The 16,339-nt window shown below is 75.0% G+C and carries 15 protein-coding genes and 1 pseudogene; 10 read left to right on the top strand and 6 right to left on the bottom strand.

From position 1 onward, the window contains the following. Nucleotides 1-135 precede the first annotated feature (135 nt). Nucleotides 136-486, top strand: a complete 351-nt coding sequence (locus tag AB0P35_RS25160; protein ID WP_363514531.1) for a hypothetical protein — start codon at nucleotides 136-138, stop codon at nucleotides 484-486. Nucleotides 487-555: 69 nt separating this feature from the next. Next, nucleotides 556-1,122, top strand: a complete 567-nt coding sequence (locus AB0P35_RS25155) for an alpha/beta fold hydrolase (RefSeq protein ID WP_363514528.1) — start codon at nucleotides 556-558, stop codon at nucleotides 1,120-1,122. On the opposite strand, the gene AB0P35_RS25150 is transcribed toward AB0P35_RS25155, so the two are convergent. Then, nucleotides 1,113-1,775 (bottom strand): methyltransferase domain-containing protein, encoded by a 663-nt coding sequence (locus AB0P35_RS25150; protein ID WP_363514525.1) that lies wholly within the window; start codon nucleotides 1,773-1,775, stop codon nucleotides 1,113-1,115. The two genes, AB0P35_RS25155 and AB0P35_RS25150, sit on opposite strands and share 10 nt — an antisense overlap. Beyond that, on the bottom strand, nucleotides 1,768-2,397 hold the full coding sequence (locus AB0P35_RS25145) for a TetR family transcriptional regulator (RefSeq protein WP_363514522.1): 630 nt from the start codon (nucleotides 2,395-2,397) through the stop codon (nucleotides 1,768-1,770). The genes AB0P35_RS25150 and AB0P35_RS25145 overlap by 8 nt, the downstream gene beginning before the upstream one ends. Before the next feature lie 122 nt (nucleotides 2,398-2,519). On the opposite strand from AB0P35_RS25145, the gene AB0P35_RS25140 reads away from it, so the two are divergent. The 5 genes from AB0P35_RS25140 to AB0P35_RS25120 all read left to right on the top strand — a co-directional run bounded on the left by AB0P35_RS25140 (nucleotide 2,520) and on the right by AB0P35_RS25120 (nucleotide 7,114). After that, nucleotides 2,520-4,043 carry an APC family permease gene (locus AB0P35_RS25140; RefSeq protein WP_363514519.1) on the top strand — a complete coding sequence of 508 codons (1,524 nt, stop codon included), beginning with the start codon at nucleotides 2,520-2,522 and terminating at the stop codon, nucleotides 4,041-4,043. Between the two features lie 3 nt (nucleotides 4,044-4,046). Then, a complete protein-coding gene (locus tag AB0P35_RS25135) occupies nucleotides 4,047-4,904 on the top strand; it encodes a carbon-nitrogen hydrolase family protein (protein WP_363514516.1) in 858 nt (285 codons plus the stop codon). Nucleotides 4,905-4,978: 74 nt separating this feature from the next. Continuing rightward, nucleotides 4,979-5,707, top strand: coding sequence for a leucine-rich repeat domain-containing protein (locus AB0P35_RS25130; protein ID WP_363514513.1), 729 nt, complete (start codon nucleotides 4,979-4,981; stop codon nucleotides 5,705-5,707). Between the two features lie 49 nt (nucleotides 5,708-5,756). Beyond that, a complete protein-coding gene (locus tag AB0P35_RS25125; protein ID WP_363514510.1) occupies nucleotides 5,757-6,602 on the top strand; it encodes a hypothetical protein in 846 nt (281 codons plus the stop codon). Nucleotides 6,603-6,718: 116 nt separating this feature from the next. Further along, the gene (locus tag AB0P35_RS25120; protein WP_363514507.1) at nucleotides 6,719-7,114 is read left to right on the top strand and encodes a DUF3224 domain-containing protein; all 396 of its coding nucleotides are present in this window, start codon (nucleotides 6,719-6,721) and stop codon (nucleotides 7,112-7,114) included. A gap of 112 nt (nucleotides 7,115-7,226) precedes the next feature. Here the strand turns inward: AB0P35_RS25120 and AB0P35_RS25115 are convergent. Together AB0P35_RS25115 and AB0P35_RS25110 are read right to left on the bottom strand one after the other, a co-directional pair. Beyond that, a pseudogene (locus tag AB0P35_RS25115) lies at nucleotides 7,227-7,613 on the bottom strand (transglycosylase family protein); the annotation flags it as partial. A 412-nt stretch (nucleotides 7,614-8,025) separates the two neighbouring features. Next, entirely contained in the window at nucleotides 8,026-8,640 is a 615-nt protein-coding gene (locus AB0P35_RS25110; protein ID WP_363514504.1) for a LysE family transporter, read from the bottom strand. Between the two features lie 284 nt (nucleotides 8,641-8,924). Here AB0P35_RS25110 and AB0P35_RS25105 point away from each other — a divergent pair, with 284 nt between their 5' ends. Together AB0P35_RS25105 and AB0P35_RS25100 are read left to right on the top strand one after the other, a co-directional pair. Further along, nucleotides 8,925-10,538, top strand: coding sequence for a sigma-70 family RNA polymerase sigma factor (locus tag AB0P35_RS25105; RefSeq protein WP_363514501.1), 1,614 nt, complete (start codon nucleotides 8,925-8,927; stop codon nucleotides 10,536-10,538). Between the two features lie 79 nt (nucleotides 10,539-10,617). Next, complete coding sequence (locus tag AB0P35_RS25100) at nucleotides 10,618-10,749, top strand: DUF6126 family protein (protein WP_257019380.1); 132 nt, start codon at nucleotides 10,618-10,620, stop codon at nucleotides 10,747-10,749. A 100-nt stretch (nucleotides 10,750-10,849) separates the two neighbouring features. On the opposite strand, the gene snpA is transcribed toward AB0P35_RS25100, so the two are convergent. After that, nucleotides 10,850-11,494 (bottom strand): snapalysin, encoded by a 645-nt coding sequence (gene snpA, locus AB0P35_RS25095; RefSeq protein ID WP_363514497.1) that lies wholly within the window; start codon nucleotides 11,492-11,494, stop codon nucleotides 10,850-10,852. Between the two features lie 216 nt (nucleotides 11,495-11,710). Here snpA and AB0P35_RS25090 point away from each other — a divergent pair, with 216 nt between their 5' ends. Beyond that, entirely contained in the window at nucleotides 11,711-12,691 is a 981-nt protein-coding gene (locus tag AB0P35_RS25090; protein WP_363514494.1) for a LysR family transcriptional regulator, read from the top strand. A 24-nt stretch (nucleotides 12,692-12,715) separates the two neighbouring features. On the opposite strand, the gene AB0P35_RS25085 is transcribed toward AB0P35_RS25090, so the two are convergent. Then, entirely contained in the window at nucleotides 12,716-16,324 is a 3,609-nt protein-coding gene (locus tag AB0P35_RS25085; RefSeq protein ID WP_363514655.1) for a hydantoinase B/oxoprolinase family protein, read from the bottom strand. Nucleotides 16,325-16,339: the final 15 nt, after the last annotated feature.

Here is a 16,339-nt window from a genome sequence, read left to right as displayed (position 1 = left end):
GCCGTTCCCGGCCGCCCGGCGCGCCCGGGCCCGTTCCCGAAGGGCGAGAACACCGTCCCAGCATGCGGAAACGCTGGCAGCGTCGGCCGCCGCCGTGATCGACTGGGCGCCCCCGCACGGAAGGAGCGGCCGCCCATGCTGCCATCACTCGACGGCCTGGTCTTCTCCCCCACCGGACGCGCCGAGCACGGCGAGGTCGACGCAGCCACCAGCTTCGCCTACCGCGAGCAGGACGGCCGGGTCTGGGCCTCCTACCAGGGCGGCGACATCGTGCACGGCCACCTCGTGGGCACCCGGACGGGCGACAGCCTCGAGTTCCGGTACGTGCAGCTCAACCGGGCGGGCGAGACCAGCAGCGGGCACTGCGTCAGCGCCCTGTCGCGGCTCAGCGACGGACGCCTGCGGCTCGACGAGTCCTGGCGCTGGGAGTCCCGCCCGGGCGCCGGGACGAGCGCCGTCGAAGAGGTCCTGCCGCACGCGGGCTGACCACCGCACCCGTCCGCGCTCCGCACCGCGTCCAGGCCCCGCACCCGCTTCCGATCAGAGGAGTACGCCGTGTCCCCCGCCGCACCCCTGTACCTCGTCCTGCCCGGTTACCAGAACTCCGGCCCCGAGCACTGGCAGAGCCGCTGGGAGGCCGCCGGCGCCGGCTTCGTCCGGGTCGAGCAGGCCGACTGGGACGCCCCGCAGCGCACCGACTGGGTCGCCGCGCTGGACGCGGCCGTCGCCGCCGCCGACCGCCCGGTCGTCCTGGTCGCGCACAGCCTCGGCTGCATCACCGTGGCGCACTGGGCGGCCGGCCGCACCGACCTCCCCGGGGTGGCGGGCGCCCTTCTGGTCGCCCCCGCCGACGTGGACACCGCCGAGGTGCCGGAGCTGGTGAACTTCCGCCCCGTCCCGCTGCGCCCGCTGCCCTTCCCGGCCACCGTGGTCGCCAGCACCGACGACCCGTGGTGCACCGCCGAGCGGGCCGCCGCCTTCGCCGACGCCTGGGACGCCGAGCTGGTGGAGCTCGGCGCGCACGGGCACATCAACAGCGCCTCCGGGCTCGGGGACTGGCCGGAGGGCCGCCGCCTCCTCGCGGACCTCACCGCCGCCGCCGGGCGCGGCGCTCAGGCGTAGTACGAGGCCACCGCCGGCTGGCCGGTCCAGTTCGGGCCGGCCGCCGGGTCGGCCCCGAGGTACCGGAAGCCGGGGACGCCGGCGGGCAGCCGGCGCCGCCCGTGCAGGGTGAGCAGCCGGCGGCGCGGGCTGTACGCGAAACCGGCGGCCCGCAGGGCGGCCAGCACCGGCCGGGCGGCGCTGCGGCCGTCCGGCCGGCGGACGGACGCGGGGTCGAAGGTGGCGGCGAGCAGGCCGTCCTCGGTGAGCGCACCGGCCCAGCGGGCAAGCAGGCCGAGCTTGTCGCCGAGGTAGGGCAGGCCGTGCACACAGGTGACGAGGTCGTACGCCCGCTCCGGCTCCCAGTCCGCGACCGAGGCCGTCACCAGGCGCAGCCCGGGCGCGGCCGGCACCGGCCCGAGCGGGCCGACCAGGTCCACGCCGGTGAGGTCGCTGCCGTCCGCCACCACCGCGGCCGCGGCGAGCAGGGCCAGCCCCTCGCCGCTGCACAGGTCGAGCCAGGCCCCGGGCCGGCCACGCAGTCGCTCGGCCGGGTCGAAGCCCAGCTCCCGCGCGTAGCTGTTCACCCCGGTGAGGGTCCGCCCGCGGTTCATCGTGCTGTTCGCCACCACGCCGGACGCAGCGAGTTCCGCGTCCCCGACCAGATCAGCCATGCCGGCCGTCCTGCGGCGGCGTGCCGGCCGACGGGTCGTGGCCGGTGGTGGCCCGGACGAAGGCGTACAGGGCGGCGATGACGTCCTCGCGGGTGCGCCGCCCGGCGAGGATCTCCATCTGGAAGCCGTCCTCCATCGCCACCAGGCTCGCCGCGAGCAGCCGGGCCGGTTCGGCGAGCGTGAAGTGGCCCTGGGCCTGCCCCAGCACCAGGACGCCGTAGTAGACGGCGACCTGGCGCTCGGTCAGCGCACTGTCCAGCGCGGCGGCCTTCGGGTCGCGCAGACTGCGCGGCCAGTACTCGAACAGCAGCCGGGGCAGCAGGTCGTCCGGGCCGGCGGCCACCCCGGAGTCGACGCACACCCGCAGGCGGTCGCGGGCGTCCACCAGCGTCTCCACCGCGTCCTCGCGCTGCCGGCAGAACCGCTCGATGGCCTGCTGGAAGGTCTCGTACATCAGCTCGTCGAGATCGCCGTAGTAGTACAGGACGGCGGCCGGGGTGATGCCGGCCTCCTCCGCCACGTCCTTCAGGCGCAGCCCCTCCAGGCCGCGTCGCAGGAGGGCGCGCTGCGCGGCCTCGCCGAGCGCCGCCCGCCGGGTCTCCTGGTCCTTGCGCCGGCCCACCGGCCCCGCCTCCTCGCCATTCGCTGAACGTGGCGTCAACGATACCCGACGAGCTCTTGACTATCGGCAGCCCATTTTCTTAAATCTGCGCTTAACGAATCCTTCGGCTCCGGGAGTACCGCATGACCACCGGCACGAGACTCGACGGACCACCCGCCCCCACCACCGGCAAGGGCCTGCGCGGCGGCTCGGTCGGCCTGCTCGCCGCGACCGCCCTGGGCCTGTCGTCGGTCGCACCGGCGTACTCGATCGCCGTCACCCTGGGCTTCGTCACGGTGGTGGCGGGCACCGCCGCCCCGGCGGCGCTGCTGCTCGGCTTCGTCCCGATCCTGCTGACGGCCTTCGCGTTCCGGGAGCTCAACCGGGAGATGCCGGACTGCGGCACCACCTTCGTCTGGACCACCCGGGTCTTCGGCCCGTTCGCCGGCTGGCTGTCCGGCGGCTGGGTCGTCCAGTTCGCCACCCTGATCGCCATGACCGCACTGGCCAAGGTCGGCGCCGGCTACCTGCTCGGCCTGGTCGGTCCGGCCTCGCTCGCCGACAACGGCCCCGCCGTCACCGCCACGGCGGTCCTGCTGCTGGCCGGCGCGACCGCCGTCGCCCGCCGCGGCCTCCACCTGGCCGCCGCCGTCCAGTACGCCCTGCTCGGCCTGCAACTGCTGGCGCTCGCGGCCTTCGGCGTCGCCGCCCTCACCGCCGACGGCGCAGCCGCGCCCTCGCTCTCCTGGCTCGACCCGCGCGGCTTCGACGGCTTCGGCCCGTTCGCCGAGGCCGTGGTGCTGTGCCTGTACATCTACTGGGGCTGGGACGCACTGATCACCGTCAACGAGGAGACCCGGGACAGCGCCCGCACCCCCGGTCGGGCCGCGGTCATCGCCACCCTGGTGCTGCTCGCCACCTACCTCTTCACCGCCTTCGCGGCGATCTCCTTCGCCGGCGCCGGCACCGACGGCACCGGCCTCGGCGATCCGGACAACGCAGCCGACGTCCTGGCCGGACTCGCACCCGCCGTCCTGGGCGACGCGCTCGCCCCGCTCGTCCGGGTCGCGGTCTGCGTCTCCGCCGTCGCCGCCCTGCTCACCTGCCTGGTCGGCAGCTCGCGGGCCACCCTCTCGATGGCCTCGCACGGCGCGCTGCCCGCCCGCTTCGCCCGGATCCACCCCCGGTACGACACACCGGACTTCGGCACGGTGTTCTTCGGTGCCGCGGCCGCCGCGCTCCTCGTCCTGCTCACCCTGGTCTCCGCCGACTTCCTCGGCGACGCCATCCTCTCCGTCGGCCTGCTGATCGCCCTCTACTACGGCGTCACCGGGCTGGCCTGCGCCTGGTACTTCCGGCGGCGGCTTCGCCGCTCCTTCCGCGACCTGATGCTCCGCGGCGTGCTGCCGGCGGCGGGCGGCCTCATGATGATCGCCGCCTTCGTCCGGACCACCGCCGACACCGTCGCCCCGTCCTACGGCGCCACCTCCGTCGGCGGCGTCGGCGGCGTCTTCCTGCTCGGCATCGGATCCGTCCTGCTCGGCGCCGTCGCCGCCGCCGTCGCCCGCACCCGCTTCCCCCGCTTCTTCCGCGACGGCCGCACCGCCGTCGCGGCAGCTCCCGCCCCCGTCACCGCCCCCGTCACCGCCCCCCTCACCGAGGACTGAACCGTGCGCACTCTCGCCGTCGCCGCCCTGCAGACCACCCCCGTCCCGCACGACCTGGAGGCCACCTGGCAGCGGTACGCCGACCGGGTGCGGGCCACCCGCGACGCCTTCCCCCACGTCCGGCTCGTCGTCGTGCCGGAGCTGATGCTCGCCGCCGAGGCCCCGCTGCTCCAGGCCCGCGCCGAGTGGATGCGCGAGGCCGCCGTCACCGTCCCCGGACCGCTCACCGACCGGATCTGCGCACTGGCCCGGGAGACCGGTCTGTGGCTGGTCCCCGGCAGCCTGTACGAGCGGGCCGAGGACGGCCGGATCTTCAACACCGCCGTCGCCGTCTCGCCCGCGGGCGAGATCGTCGCGTCCTACCGCAAGGTCTTCCCGTGGCAGCCCTACGAGGCCACCGAGCCGGGGACCGGCTTCACCGTCTTCGACCTGCCCGGGATCGGCCGTGCCGGCCTGGCGATCTGCTACGACGGGTCCTTCCCGGAGACCGCCCGCCAACTCGCCTGGATGGGCGCCGAGGTGGTGATCCAGCCGACGCTGACCACCACCCGCGACCGCGAGATGGAGCTGGTCTGCGCCCGGGCCAACGCGTGGACCAACCAGGTGTACGTGGTGAACGTGAACGCCGCCGACCCGGCGGGCGTCGGCGGCAGCGCGATCGTCGACCCCGAGGGCATCGTCCGCCAGCAGGCCGGCGGCGGCGAGGAGATCCTGGTCGACGTCCTCGACCTGGACACCGTCACCCGGGTCCGCGAGCACGGCAGCGCCGGTCTCAACCGCCCGTGGGCGCAGCTCGCCCGCTACGGCCACACCCTGCAGCTGCCCGCGTACGGCGGCACGTTCGTCCCCAGGCCGGCCTGACCGCCCCCAGCCCCCCGGCCGTCACGCCCGGCCCCGCCAGGGGCCGGGCGGGCGACGCTGCCTAGGGTGGTCGCATGACGAACCGTCCGCAGGAGCCCGCCGTCCTCGACGCGCGGAGCGCCCGGCAGGACCGCTGCCGGTGCTTCGACCAGCACTTCGCGACCAACCGGCGGCGGGTCGCCTTCCACACCGAGCAGCAGGACACCTCCGCCCCCGGCTGGCTGCGGCTGCTGGAGCTGGTCGAGGAGGCGGCCGCGGACGGCCGCGAGGAGTTCCACCCGCTGCACGGGCTCACCGCCGAGGAGCGGCGGCAGATCGTCACCCTGCCACCGACGATCGCCCGGCTCACCGCCGTCCGCGAACTCGGGCTGTACGGCAGCAACCTGGTGCGCCTCCCGCCGGAGATCGGGGCGATGAGCGCGCTGGAGTCCTTCGACCCGTACACCTCGTACCGGCTGCACTGGTTCCCGTACGAGCTGACGCGCTGCCCCCGGCTGCGGCGGAGCCGGGTCAGCACCCGGGCGCTGTACGGGAACGAGAAGATCAGGCCGCCCTTCCCGCCGCTCGACCGGCAGGTGCGGGAGGCCGCCACCGGGACGGAGTGCAGTGTGTGCCGCGGGCCGGTCGCACGGCTGCGCCGGGTGTGGATCTCGCTGCGGGTGGCGACCGATGTGCTGCCGCTGCTGGTCAACGCCTGCTCGACGGCCTGCGTCGAGGCGCTGCCCACGCCCGCGGAGGGCTACGTCCGCCGGCCGCACGGCGGCGGCCCCGCCGTCCGGCAGCCGACCGCCGACTACTGGTGACCGGCCGCACACCCTCGTTCCACCCGCACCGAGCAAGGAGAACCGCCCCATGACCGCGACCCCCGCCGTGGCCTACGTGACCAGCAAGGACGCCCCCGACCAGGAGGTGGACGCGGCACTGGCCGCGTTCGCCGCACAGGGGCTGGCAGCGGAGCCGGTGGTGTGGGACGACCCGGCGGCCGACTGGCGGCGGTACGACGCGGCCGTCGTCCGCAGCACCTGGGACTACACCGGGCGGCGCGCCGAGTTCCTGGCCTGGGCGCGGCGGGCGGCGGAGCTCACCCGGCTCTGCAACCCCGTGCCGGTGCTGGAGCGGAACACCGACAAGACCTATCTGCGGGACCTCGCCGGGGCCGGGGTGCCGGTGGTACCGACCGCCTGGGTCGCACCGGGCGGGCGGCTCACCGAGGGCACCGCGCCCTGGCCGGAGCTGGTGGTGAAGCCGACCGTCTCCTCCGGCGCCCGGGACACCGTGCGGACCGCCGACCGGGCGGCGGCCGCGGCGCACGCCGACCGGCTGACCGCGGCCGGCCGGACGGCCATGGTGCAGCCGTACCTGCCGGCGGTGGACGGGGAGGGCGAGACCTCGCTGGTCTTCCTCGGCGGCGAGTTCAGCCACGCCGTGCGCCGCGGGCCGATGCTGTCCGGCCCGGACGGCCGGTTCGCGGACGAGGCCCGGCAGCCCGACGCCGACCAACTGGCCGTGGCCGAGCGGGTGCTGGCGGCCGTCCCGGAGCGCGCGGAGCTGCTGTACGCGCGGGTCGACCTGGTGCGCGGCCCGGACGGGACGCCGCTGCTGATCGAGCTGGAGCTCACCGAACCGCGGCTGTTCCTGCAGTACGACGCCGGGGCCGCGGCGCGGCTGGCGGCGGCGGTGCGGGCACTGGCCGGCTGAAGCCGGACCCCGCGGCGGCGCTCCGCCTGTCGCCGCTCCCCCTGTCGGTGCGGCGTGCCAGGCTGACCGCAGCGGTCCGCAGCACGCGGCCGCGCCACACGAGGGGACGGACGGGCATGGACGGGCTGGCCGAGGGCGGGTTCACGGTGGACGGCTGGGAGCCGGAGGTGCTGGACGAGCGGCCCGGGGCGGCACTCGCCCGGGTGAGGCTGACCAAGACCTTCCGGGGCGGGCTGACCGGCACCAGCACGGTGCACATGCTCAGCGCGGCGGACGGCGAGGGGCAGCCCGCCGCGTACACCGCCTTCGAGCGGTACACCGGCGAGCTGGACGGCCGCAAGGGCAGCTTCGTGCTGCAGCACTGCGCGCCGGGCAGCCGCGGCGAGCGGCTGGTGATCACCGTGGTGCCGGGCACCGGCACCGAGGAGCTGGCCGGGATCACCGGCGGGTTCGAGATCCGGATCGACGACGCGGGCGTGCACACCTACACCTTCCGTTACGCCCTGGCCTGAGCCGGGCACGGCGACGGCCCGTTCCCGGGGTGGGGGAACGGGCCGTGCGGTGGCGTGTGCCGGGCCGGGGTCTCCGGGCCGGCGCGCCGTGGGTGACGCGGGGGTCCTACTTGGTCAGGCCGGCCTTCACCGAGCAGACCGGCCAGGCACCCGGGCCCTGCGCGGCCAGCACCTTCTCGGCGACGGCGATCTGCTGCGCCTTGCTCGCCTGGTGCGCGTTCGCCGCATAGGCGTGGCCGCCGAACGCCGCCCACGTGCTGGACGTGAACTGCAGACCGCCGTAGAAGCCGTTGCCGGAGTTGACCGCCCAGTTCCCCGACGACTCGCACTGCGCGACCCTGTCCCAGGTCGAGGCCGGCGCGGCCGAGGCCGACGTCGCCGTCACGAGGCCGGCCACCGGCAGGACGGCCAGCGCGCCGCCCATCACCGCCATCCGCACACGCCTGCTGCGCTTGGTGGCGGTGGACGTGGCAGCGGCGGTCTCGTTACGGAAGATCATGCGGTTCCCTTCGGGCGAACCCGGAACAGCTCCCGGGCACGGGTCAGCAGACCCGATCGGCCTGCGGTTCATGGAGTGAGCCGGCATCCCCAGCACCGGACCATCGGGCCCGGCGGTGTGCCGCACTGGTTTCGAAGCTACGGACCACCCCGACCCGAATCAAGGTTCGAGCACAAACCAGCAGGTCAGAGCCCAGTTACCGCAGGTATCCCGGCCCCGCCGGCCCCCATTTCACGGGCCCGACACCCGCCCCGCACCCGCCGATGTGACCCGCACCACCGCAAACCGTCCGTGAACCGGACCACACGGTCGACACCGTGTGAACCGGTGGGCCACAGAGCGCCGACCTCACCGGCCCCGCATCGCGCCGCACGTGTGGCGGCGGCCACACCGTCCGTCGGAGGAGCCGTCGTCAGCCGGCCGGCCAGGCGAGCCGGACGGCGAAGCAGAGCACCAGTCCGTAGCCGAGCGCGTACGTGACGCGCCTGGTCCGCACGGTGAGCCGGGTGCCGGCGAGGGCACCGGCCGCGGCCAGCAGCTGCTGCCAGACCAGCGAGGCCGCGAACACCGCGACGGCGAACACGGCGGCGACGGTCGCACCGGCGGCCGCGGCGCCGCGGGCCGCGGTCAGCGCGGTGAAGTAGAGCGCGGTGGTCGGGTTGACCAGGGTGAGCAGGGCGAAGCGGACGAAGGAGCGGCGGGCCGGGCCGGCCTCGCCGGCAGTGGCCGCGGTGCCCGGTGCACCGCCGCCGCGCAGCGACAGCAGCCCGCGGACGGCGATCGCGGCCAGCACCGCGGCGGCGACCGCCCGCACCCAGGCCTCGCCGCCGCCGAGCAGCCCGACCAACCGCGGGCCGACCAGGACCGCGACCGCGGCGTACACGAAGTCCACCAGCGCCACCGCAGTCGCGGCGGCGGCTCCCTGGCGCAGGCCGCGGCCGCCTTCCTGCAGCAGCAGCACGCCGACTGCGCCCAGGGGCATCGCCACGCCCAGACCCGCCGCGGCACCTGCCACAGCCGTACTCACCAGGGAATCCACCATCGCGCCAGGGTGGCGGACACCCCGTCCCCCGCGCGAGCGACTTTTCTCCGGGGCCGTCGGGGCGGCCGGCGTCCCGTCCCACGGGTGCCGGGTGCCGGGCGGGGTGGGCTACTGTCCCTGCGCACCGCGGTCTGGAGGACTCGTACAGAAACTCGCACGAGAAACCGGTGTGATTTTCCGTTATCCGGAACGCGGTGAACGATCTCCCAGTACGACAGCAGCACAGCACGGGGCCGCGCCGCGGCCCGACCGAGAAGGTGGACCACGCCATGGACAGTGACCGCGCAGCAATGCTGGTCGTGCAGGCCCGGGCCGGCGACCAGTACGCCACGGACGAGCTGATCAGCGGGCACCTGCCTCTGCTCTACAACATCGTCGGCCGGGCGCTGGGCGGTCACTCCGACACCGACGACGTCGTCCAGGAGACCCTGCTGCGGGCCATGGACGGCCTGCACGGCCTGCGCGAGCCGGCCGGATTCCGGTCCTGGCTGGTGGCGATCGCGATGAACCAGATACGCCGCCGGCACCACGAGCGGATGCAGCACGCCTCCGGCGCCGGCCTGGGCGACGCCTACGACGTCGCCGACCCGGGCGCGGACTTCGTGGACCTCACCATCGTCCGGCTCGGGCTGTCCGGGCAGCGGCGCGAGGTCGCCGAGGCCACCCGGTGGCTGGACGAGGCCGACCGCGAGCTGCTCGCCCTGTGGTGGCTGGAGGCGGCCGGCGAGCTGACCCGCGCCGAACTGGCCGGCGCCATGGAGCTGCCGCCGCAGCACGCCGCCGTGCGGGTGCAGCGGATGAAGGGCCAGCTGGAGACCGCCCGGGTGGTCGTGCGGGCACTCGCGGTGGCCGACCGCTGCGGCCCGCTCTCCGAGCTCACCGCCCGCTGGGACGGCGTGCCCAGCGCGCTGTGGCGCAAGCGGATCGCCCGGCACGCCCGCGAGTGCGCGGTCTGCTCGCGCCACTGGAGCGGACTCTTCCCGGCCGAGGGGCTGCTGGCCGGCCTCGCCATGGTGCCGGTCTCCGCGGGCGACCTCGGGGCGCTCGGCGCGTACCTGTCCCCCGCCCCGGCCTCCCACGTACCGGCGCCGGCCCACGACACGACCGTCACGCACACGCAGTCGCTGCCCCGCTCGCACCGGCGGGGCGGCAGCCGCAGCGGTGGCCGCGGCGCTCACCGCGGGGTGAGTGCCCGGCCGCGGATGCCGCTGGCCGTCGGTGGGACGGTCGCGGTGACCGCCGCCACCGCGGCGATCATCGCGGTGGCGATGCCCGGCCCCGGCACCCGGACGACCGCCGAGCCCCCGGCAGCGCCCGCCCAGGTACAGGCCGAGGTCTCCACCCCGCAGCCGCCCTCGCCGTCCGCCTCGCCCACGCCGTCGCCGAGCGCCAGCCCGACCCCGACGCCCTCCGCCAGCCCGACGCCGACCCGCACCCCGAGCCCCAAACCGACGCCGACCGCCACCCGCAGCAAGAGCCCGGCGCCCGACCCGAGCACCCTCAGCATCAAGCAGCAGGTCGTCCAGCTGGTCAACGAGGAGCGCAGCAAGGTCGGCTGCACCCCGGTCAAGTCGGACGACAAGCTGGAGCTCGCGGCGCAGCGGCACTCGGACGACATGGCGGCGCGGAACTTCTTCGACCACACCAACCCGGACGGCCAGGGCCCGCAGCCGCGGATCGACGCGGCGGGCTACAAGTGGAGCAGCTGGGGCGAGAACATAGCCCGCGGGCAGCGCGACGCCGCGGCCGTGATGAAGAGCTGGATGGACAGCCCCGGCCACAAGGCCAACATCCTGAACTGCGGCTTCACCGACCTGGGCGTCGGGGTGCACCTGGGCGACGGCGGCCCGTGGTGGACGCAGGACTTCGGCTCGGCGCCCTGACCGGCCCTGCGGCGCCGGCGCGGCGCCGTGCACAATGGACGGGGCCCGGGGCGTCCGGGCACCGACACCGGGAGCTGCTGTGAGCGAGGCCGTCCGCGACGAGAAGAGCAAGCGCAGGGCGATGCTGATCCGCGCCTCGATCTACATTGCGGGGACGCACCTGTTCGCGGGCTTCGTGATCCTGCTGTTCACCCTCGGCGGGCGCCGCTGAGCGCCGCCCGAACGTGCTGGGCCCGGTGGCTCGGCCCCCTCGACGGGGCCGGGCCACCGGGCCGTTGCTCGCGGGCCGTTGCTCGGCCCGCTGCTCGGGGTCAGCCGGCCGCGGCGAAGCCGTTCGCCCAGAGGCTGTTCACCCGGCGCTTCTCGGCGGAGTTCGGGTAGGGGTTGGTGCAGGAGGTGCCGGGGCCGCCGCCGGACATCAGCTCGCTGCACGGGCCGGAGTAGTGGTCGGGCAGACCGAGCACGTGACCGGTCTCGTGGGCGGTGACCCGCAGCGAGCTGTACTGCCGGTTCTGCGCGTAGTCGAGGAAGATGTAGCCGCTGCCGTGGCCGTCGGTGCTGGCGTAGGAGCCGCGGGAGTCGTTGCCCTCGTAGTAGCGGAAGTCGGCGTTGCTGCCGGAGCGGAGCTGGACGTTGCCCACCGAGCTGTTCCAGATCTGCGCGCTCTGCGAGATCACGCTCGAGAAGGACGGCGCCCGACTGGCGTCGTAGGTGACGACGACGGCCTTGAGGTACGGGTGGGCGGCCTGCTTGGCCAGCGCCGACTTCATCACGGCCTGGTAGAACGCCTTGTTGCCGGCCTCCTCGGCGGCCGTGCCGGCGTAGCCCGCGGCGGCGGCGGTGTAGCCCTGTGCGCCCTGCTGGACGGGGGCCGCCGAGGCGGGTGCCGCAGCTGCGGTGCCGGCCGCCAGGGCCAGGCCGAGGGCAGCGGCGAGCACGGTCATGGAGCGATTCATGTGGGGGACTCCATTCGCGGGTCCCGGGCCGTGGGGAGGCCCGTTGGGACACGGTGACGGTTGATGCACCGAGCTTGGGCCAGCGCAGGCGGGTCGCGGAGATGCCAACCGGCGATAGCTCGGAGCAATACCCCGCAGCCCGGGCGGCTTTGACGTTCCGTGAGCACTTCTTGACATGCACTTGGCGGACGTCGGTCCTCTGGTTATGCTCCCGTCGTGGAGCTCGACGTCCGACACCTGCGGGTGCTGTGCGCGATCGCGGACACCGGCAGCGTCCGGAAGGCCGCCCGCCGGCTCGGCATGACCCAGCCGTCGCTCACCACCCAGCTGCACCGCATCGAACGGACCATCGGCGGAAGGCTGTTCACCCGCGAGCAGACCGGCAGCCGACCGACCGCGCTCGGCCACTCGGTGCTCTCCCGAGCCAGACCGGTGATCAGCGAGATGGACGCCCTGGTCGCCGCCGCCCGCGAGGAGGCCGCCGGGCCCGGCCGCCGTCGGCTGCGCATCGGCAGCGTCGGCAGCCGCGCCGTCGCCGCCTGGCTGCGCCGCGTCCACGACCGGCTCCCGGACACCGACACCACCATCCACATCGACATCTCGGCGATCGCCCTGCTGCACATGGTCGCCGCCGAACAGCTGGACATCGCCTTCGTGCACGAGAGCGAGGGCTTCCCGCTGCGCGTGCCGCCCGGCACCGAGCACCGGGTGCTGATGGCCCGCGAACCGCAGTTCGTCGCCCTCGCCGAGGGACACCCCGCGGCCGGCCAGCCGGAGGTCAGACTCGCCGACCTCGCCGGCGACACCTGGATGGTCGATCCGACCGCCGACCACGAGTACGCGGCGCTGCGCCGGGTCTTCGCCGAGGCAGGTCTCGACCCGCGGGTCGTCCAGGTCCGGGACAACGCCACCGCAGCCGAACTCGTCGCCTCCGGCGAGGCCGTCCGCCCCTGCCAGCCCACCTCGCCGCCAGGCCCCGGCACCGTGCTGCGGCCCGTGCACGGCGACCCGCTCGCCGTCCGGCTGCTGCTCACCTGGCGGCCCGGCGCGATCGGCGGCCCGGCCCTGGACGGGCTCTGGACCGACCTGCGGCGCGCCTACCTGGACCTGGCCAGCGTCAACCCCGCGTACCGTGCCTGGCTACGCCGGCACAACCGGTCGCTGCGGCACCTGCTCGCCCCCGCCGGGCCGCACTGACCGCCGTCGCCCCGGCGGGTGCGGTCACTCCGGCGGGCCGTACCCACCGCCGCCCGGGGTCTCGACCACCAGGACGTCGCCGGCCGCGACCTCCGCCACGTCGCAGCCGGCCAGCCGCTCGACCGTGCCGTCGGCCCGCTCGATCCGGTTGGCGCCGAGCGCCCCCGGTGCGCCGCCCGCCAGGCCGTACGGCGGGACCCGGCGGTGGCCGGTCAGCAGGCTGACGGTCATCGGCTCGCGGAAGCGCAGCCTGCGCACCGCGCCGTCCCCGCCGCGCCACCGCCCGGCGCCGCCGCTGCCCGGCCGGACGGCGAACTCCTCCAGCAGCACCGGCAGCCGCCACTCCAGCACCTCCGGGTCGGTGAGCCGGGAGTTGGTCATGTGCGTCTGGACGACCGGGGCGCCGTCGAACCCCTCTCCCGCGCCGGAGCCCGAGCCCAGCGTCTCGTAGTACTGGTGGCGGCGGTTGCCGAAGCTGACGTTGTTCATCGTGCCGGAGCCCTCCGCCTGCACCCCGAGCGCCGCGTACAGCGCGCCGACCAGGGCCTGCGAGGTCTCGACGTTCCCGGCGACCACCGCCGCCGGGTGCTCCGGCGCCAGCATGGAGCCGGGCGGCACCACGATCCGCAGCGGGCGCAGGCAGCCGTCGTTCAGCGGGATGTCGTCGTCGACCAGGGTGCGGAAGACGTAGAGGACCGCCGCGGTGACCACCGCCGAGGGCGCGTTGAGGTTGCCGGCCAGCTGCGGCGAGCTGCCGGTGAAGTCCACGGTGGCGGTGCGGGCCCGCCGGTCCACCGTCACCCGGACCTCGATCACCGCCCCGGAGTCCGTCTCGTAGCGGCAACCGCCCTCCTCCAGCCGGTCGACGACCCGGCGGACGGCCTCGGCCGCGTTGTCCTGGACGTGCCGCATGTACGCCTGCACCACGTCGAGGCCGAAGTGGTCGATCATCGCACCGACCTCCTCGACTCCCTTGCGGTTGGCGGCGATCTGCGCCCGCAGGTCGGCGAGGTTGGCGTCCGGATTGCGCGACGGGTAGCGGCCCGCGGTGAGCAGCCGCCGGGTATCGGCCTCGCGCAGCCGGCCGTCCTGGACCAGCAGCCAGTCGTCGAGGAGCACGCCCTCCTCCTCGATCCGGCGGCTGGCGGCCGGCATCGAACCGGGTGTCAGGCCGCCGATCTCGGCGTGGTGACCGCGGGATGCGACGAAGAAGAGGATCCGCTCACCGGCCCGGTCGAAGACCGGGGTCACCACGGTGATGTCGGGCAGGTGCGTGCCGCCGTGGTACGGGTCGTTGACGGCGTAGGCGTCGCCGGGGCGGAAGGAGCCGCCGCGGCGGCGCAGCACCTCCTTGACGGTGGTGCCCATCGAGCCGAGGTGGACGGGGATGTGCGGGGCGTTGGCGACGAGGTTGCCCTCGGGGTCGAAGAGCGCGCAGGAGAAGTCCAGCCGCTCCTTGATGTTGACCGACTGCGCGGTGGACTCCAGCCGGGCGCCCATCTGTTGGGCGATCGCCATGAAGAGGTTGTTGAAGACCTCCAGCAGCACCGGGTCGGCCGCGGCGGTGGCGTCGGCGGCCTCGGGCGCGGCGGCGCGTTCCATCAGCAGGTGGCCGAGCGGGCTGCGGGTGACCCGCCAGCCGGGGTCGACGACGGTGGTGGAGCCGGATTCGGTGATCACGGCCGGGCCCGACACCGGCTGCCCTGGCCGGAGTTCCTCGCGGCGGAGCAGCGCGGCCCGCTGCCGGCCGCCGCCGGTCCAGAGCCGCACGTGCTCCGGCCCCGAAGTGGCACCGGCACCGGTGTCGAGGTCGGTGTCGGCGCCGAGCGAGGCCAGGTCGGGCGGGTCGGTGAGACCGGTGGCCTCCACGGCCAGCGACTCCACGACGATCGGACGGTCCATCAGGAAGGAGTACAGCGCGCGGTGTTCGGTCTCGAAGGCGGCGGCCATGGCGTCCGCGCCGGCAAGGTCGACGGGGACGGCGGTGTCCGTGCCGTCGTAGCGCAGATGGGCCCGACGGACGGTGCGGATGCGGTCCTCCGGGACGTCCTCGGCGAGCAGTTCGGCGCGGGCGGCCGCGGTCAACTCCTCGGCGAGCTCCTCGATCCGCGGCATGGCGGCGGGCTCCAGCACGGCCTCCACCGACTGCTCGCGCAGCACGGCGGTGTCGGCCAGGCCGATGCCGAGGGCGGAGAGCATCCCGGCCATCGGCGGGACGATCACCGTGCGGATGCCGAGCGCGTCGGCGACCGCGCAGGCGTGCTGCCCGCCCGCCCCGCCGAAGACGGTCAGCGCGTACCGGGTGACGTCGTGGCCCTGCTGGACGGAGACCCGCTTCACCGCGTTGGCGATGTTGGTGACGGCGATCCGCAGGAAGCCCTCGGCGACCTCCTCCGGGCCCCGGTCGTCACCGGTGCGGGCCCGGATCTCCGCGGCGAGCTCGGTGAACCGCCGCCGGACGGCGGCCAGGTCGAGCGGCTGGTCGCCGTCCGGCCCGAACACCCGTGGGAAGCGGTCGGCCTGGATCCGGCCGAGCATCAGGTTGGCGTCGGTGACGGTGAGCGGGCCGCCGCCGCGGTAGCAGGCCGGGCCCGGCACCGCGCCGGCCGAGTCCGGGCCGACCCGGTAGCGGCTGCCGTCGAAGTGCAGCACCGAGCCGCCGCCGGCCGCCACCGTGTGGATCGCCAGCATCGGGGCGCGCAGCCGCACCCCGGCCACCTGGGTGGTGAACACCCGCTCGTAGGCGCCCGCGTAGTGCGAGACGTCGGTCGAGGTGCCGCCCATGTCGAAGCCGATCACCCGGTCGTGGCCGACGAGTTCGGACATCCGGGCCATCCCGACGATCCCGCCGGCCGGGCCGGAGAGGACGGCGTCCTTGCCGCGGAAGTGCCCGGCTTCGGCCAGCCCGCCGTTGGACTGCATGAACATCAGCCGCACCCCTCGCAGCCGGTCCGCCACCCGGTCGACGTAGCGGCGTAGCACCGGCGAGAGGTAGGCGTCCACCACCGTGGTGTCGCCGCGCGGCACCAGCTTCATCAGCGGGCTGACCTCGCTGGAGAGCGAGACCTGGGTGAAGCCGGCGGCGCGGGCCGCCTCGCCGATCAGCCGCTCGTGCCCGGGGTGCAGGTGGCTGTGCAGGCAGGCCACCGCGACCGAGCGGATGCCGTCCCGGTGGACGGCGCGCAGCGCCTCGCCGAGGGCGGTCACGTCGGGACGGCGCAGCACGGTGCCGTCGGCGGTGATCCGCTCGTCCGCCTCGACCACCCGCTCGTACAGCTGCTCGGGCAGCACGATCTCGCGGGCGAAGATGTGCGGGCGGTTCTGGTAGCCGATCCGCAGGGCGTCGCCGAACCCGCGGGTGACCACCAGGGCGGTGCGCTCGCCGGTGCGTTCCAGCAGGGCGTTGGTGGCGACGGTGGTGCCCATCCGGACGGCGTCGATCGGCACGCCGTCGAGCGGATCGTCGGGGCCGAGACCGAGCAGTGCGCGGATGCCGGAGACCGCCGGGTCGCGCCGGCCGCGGTCCTCGGAGAGCACCTTGCAGGTGACGATCCGGCCGTCCGGGCGCCGGGCGACGACGTCGGTGAACGTGCCGCCCCGGTCCACCCAGAACTGCCAACCCGGTGCCGCCACGACCGCCTCCCAGCG

This window comes from Kitasatospora sp. NPDC085879 (assembly GCF_040686255.1).
Classification (GTDB): Bacteria; Actinomycetota; Actinomycetes; order Streptomycetales; family Streptomycetaceae; genus Kitasatospora.
The sequence above is the reverse complement of the archived record's forward strand: the minus strand, read 5'-3'. Positions and strand labels throughout refer to the sequence as shown.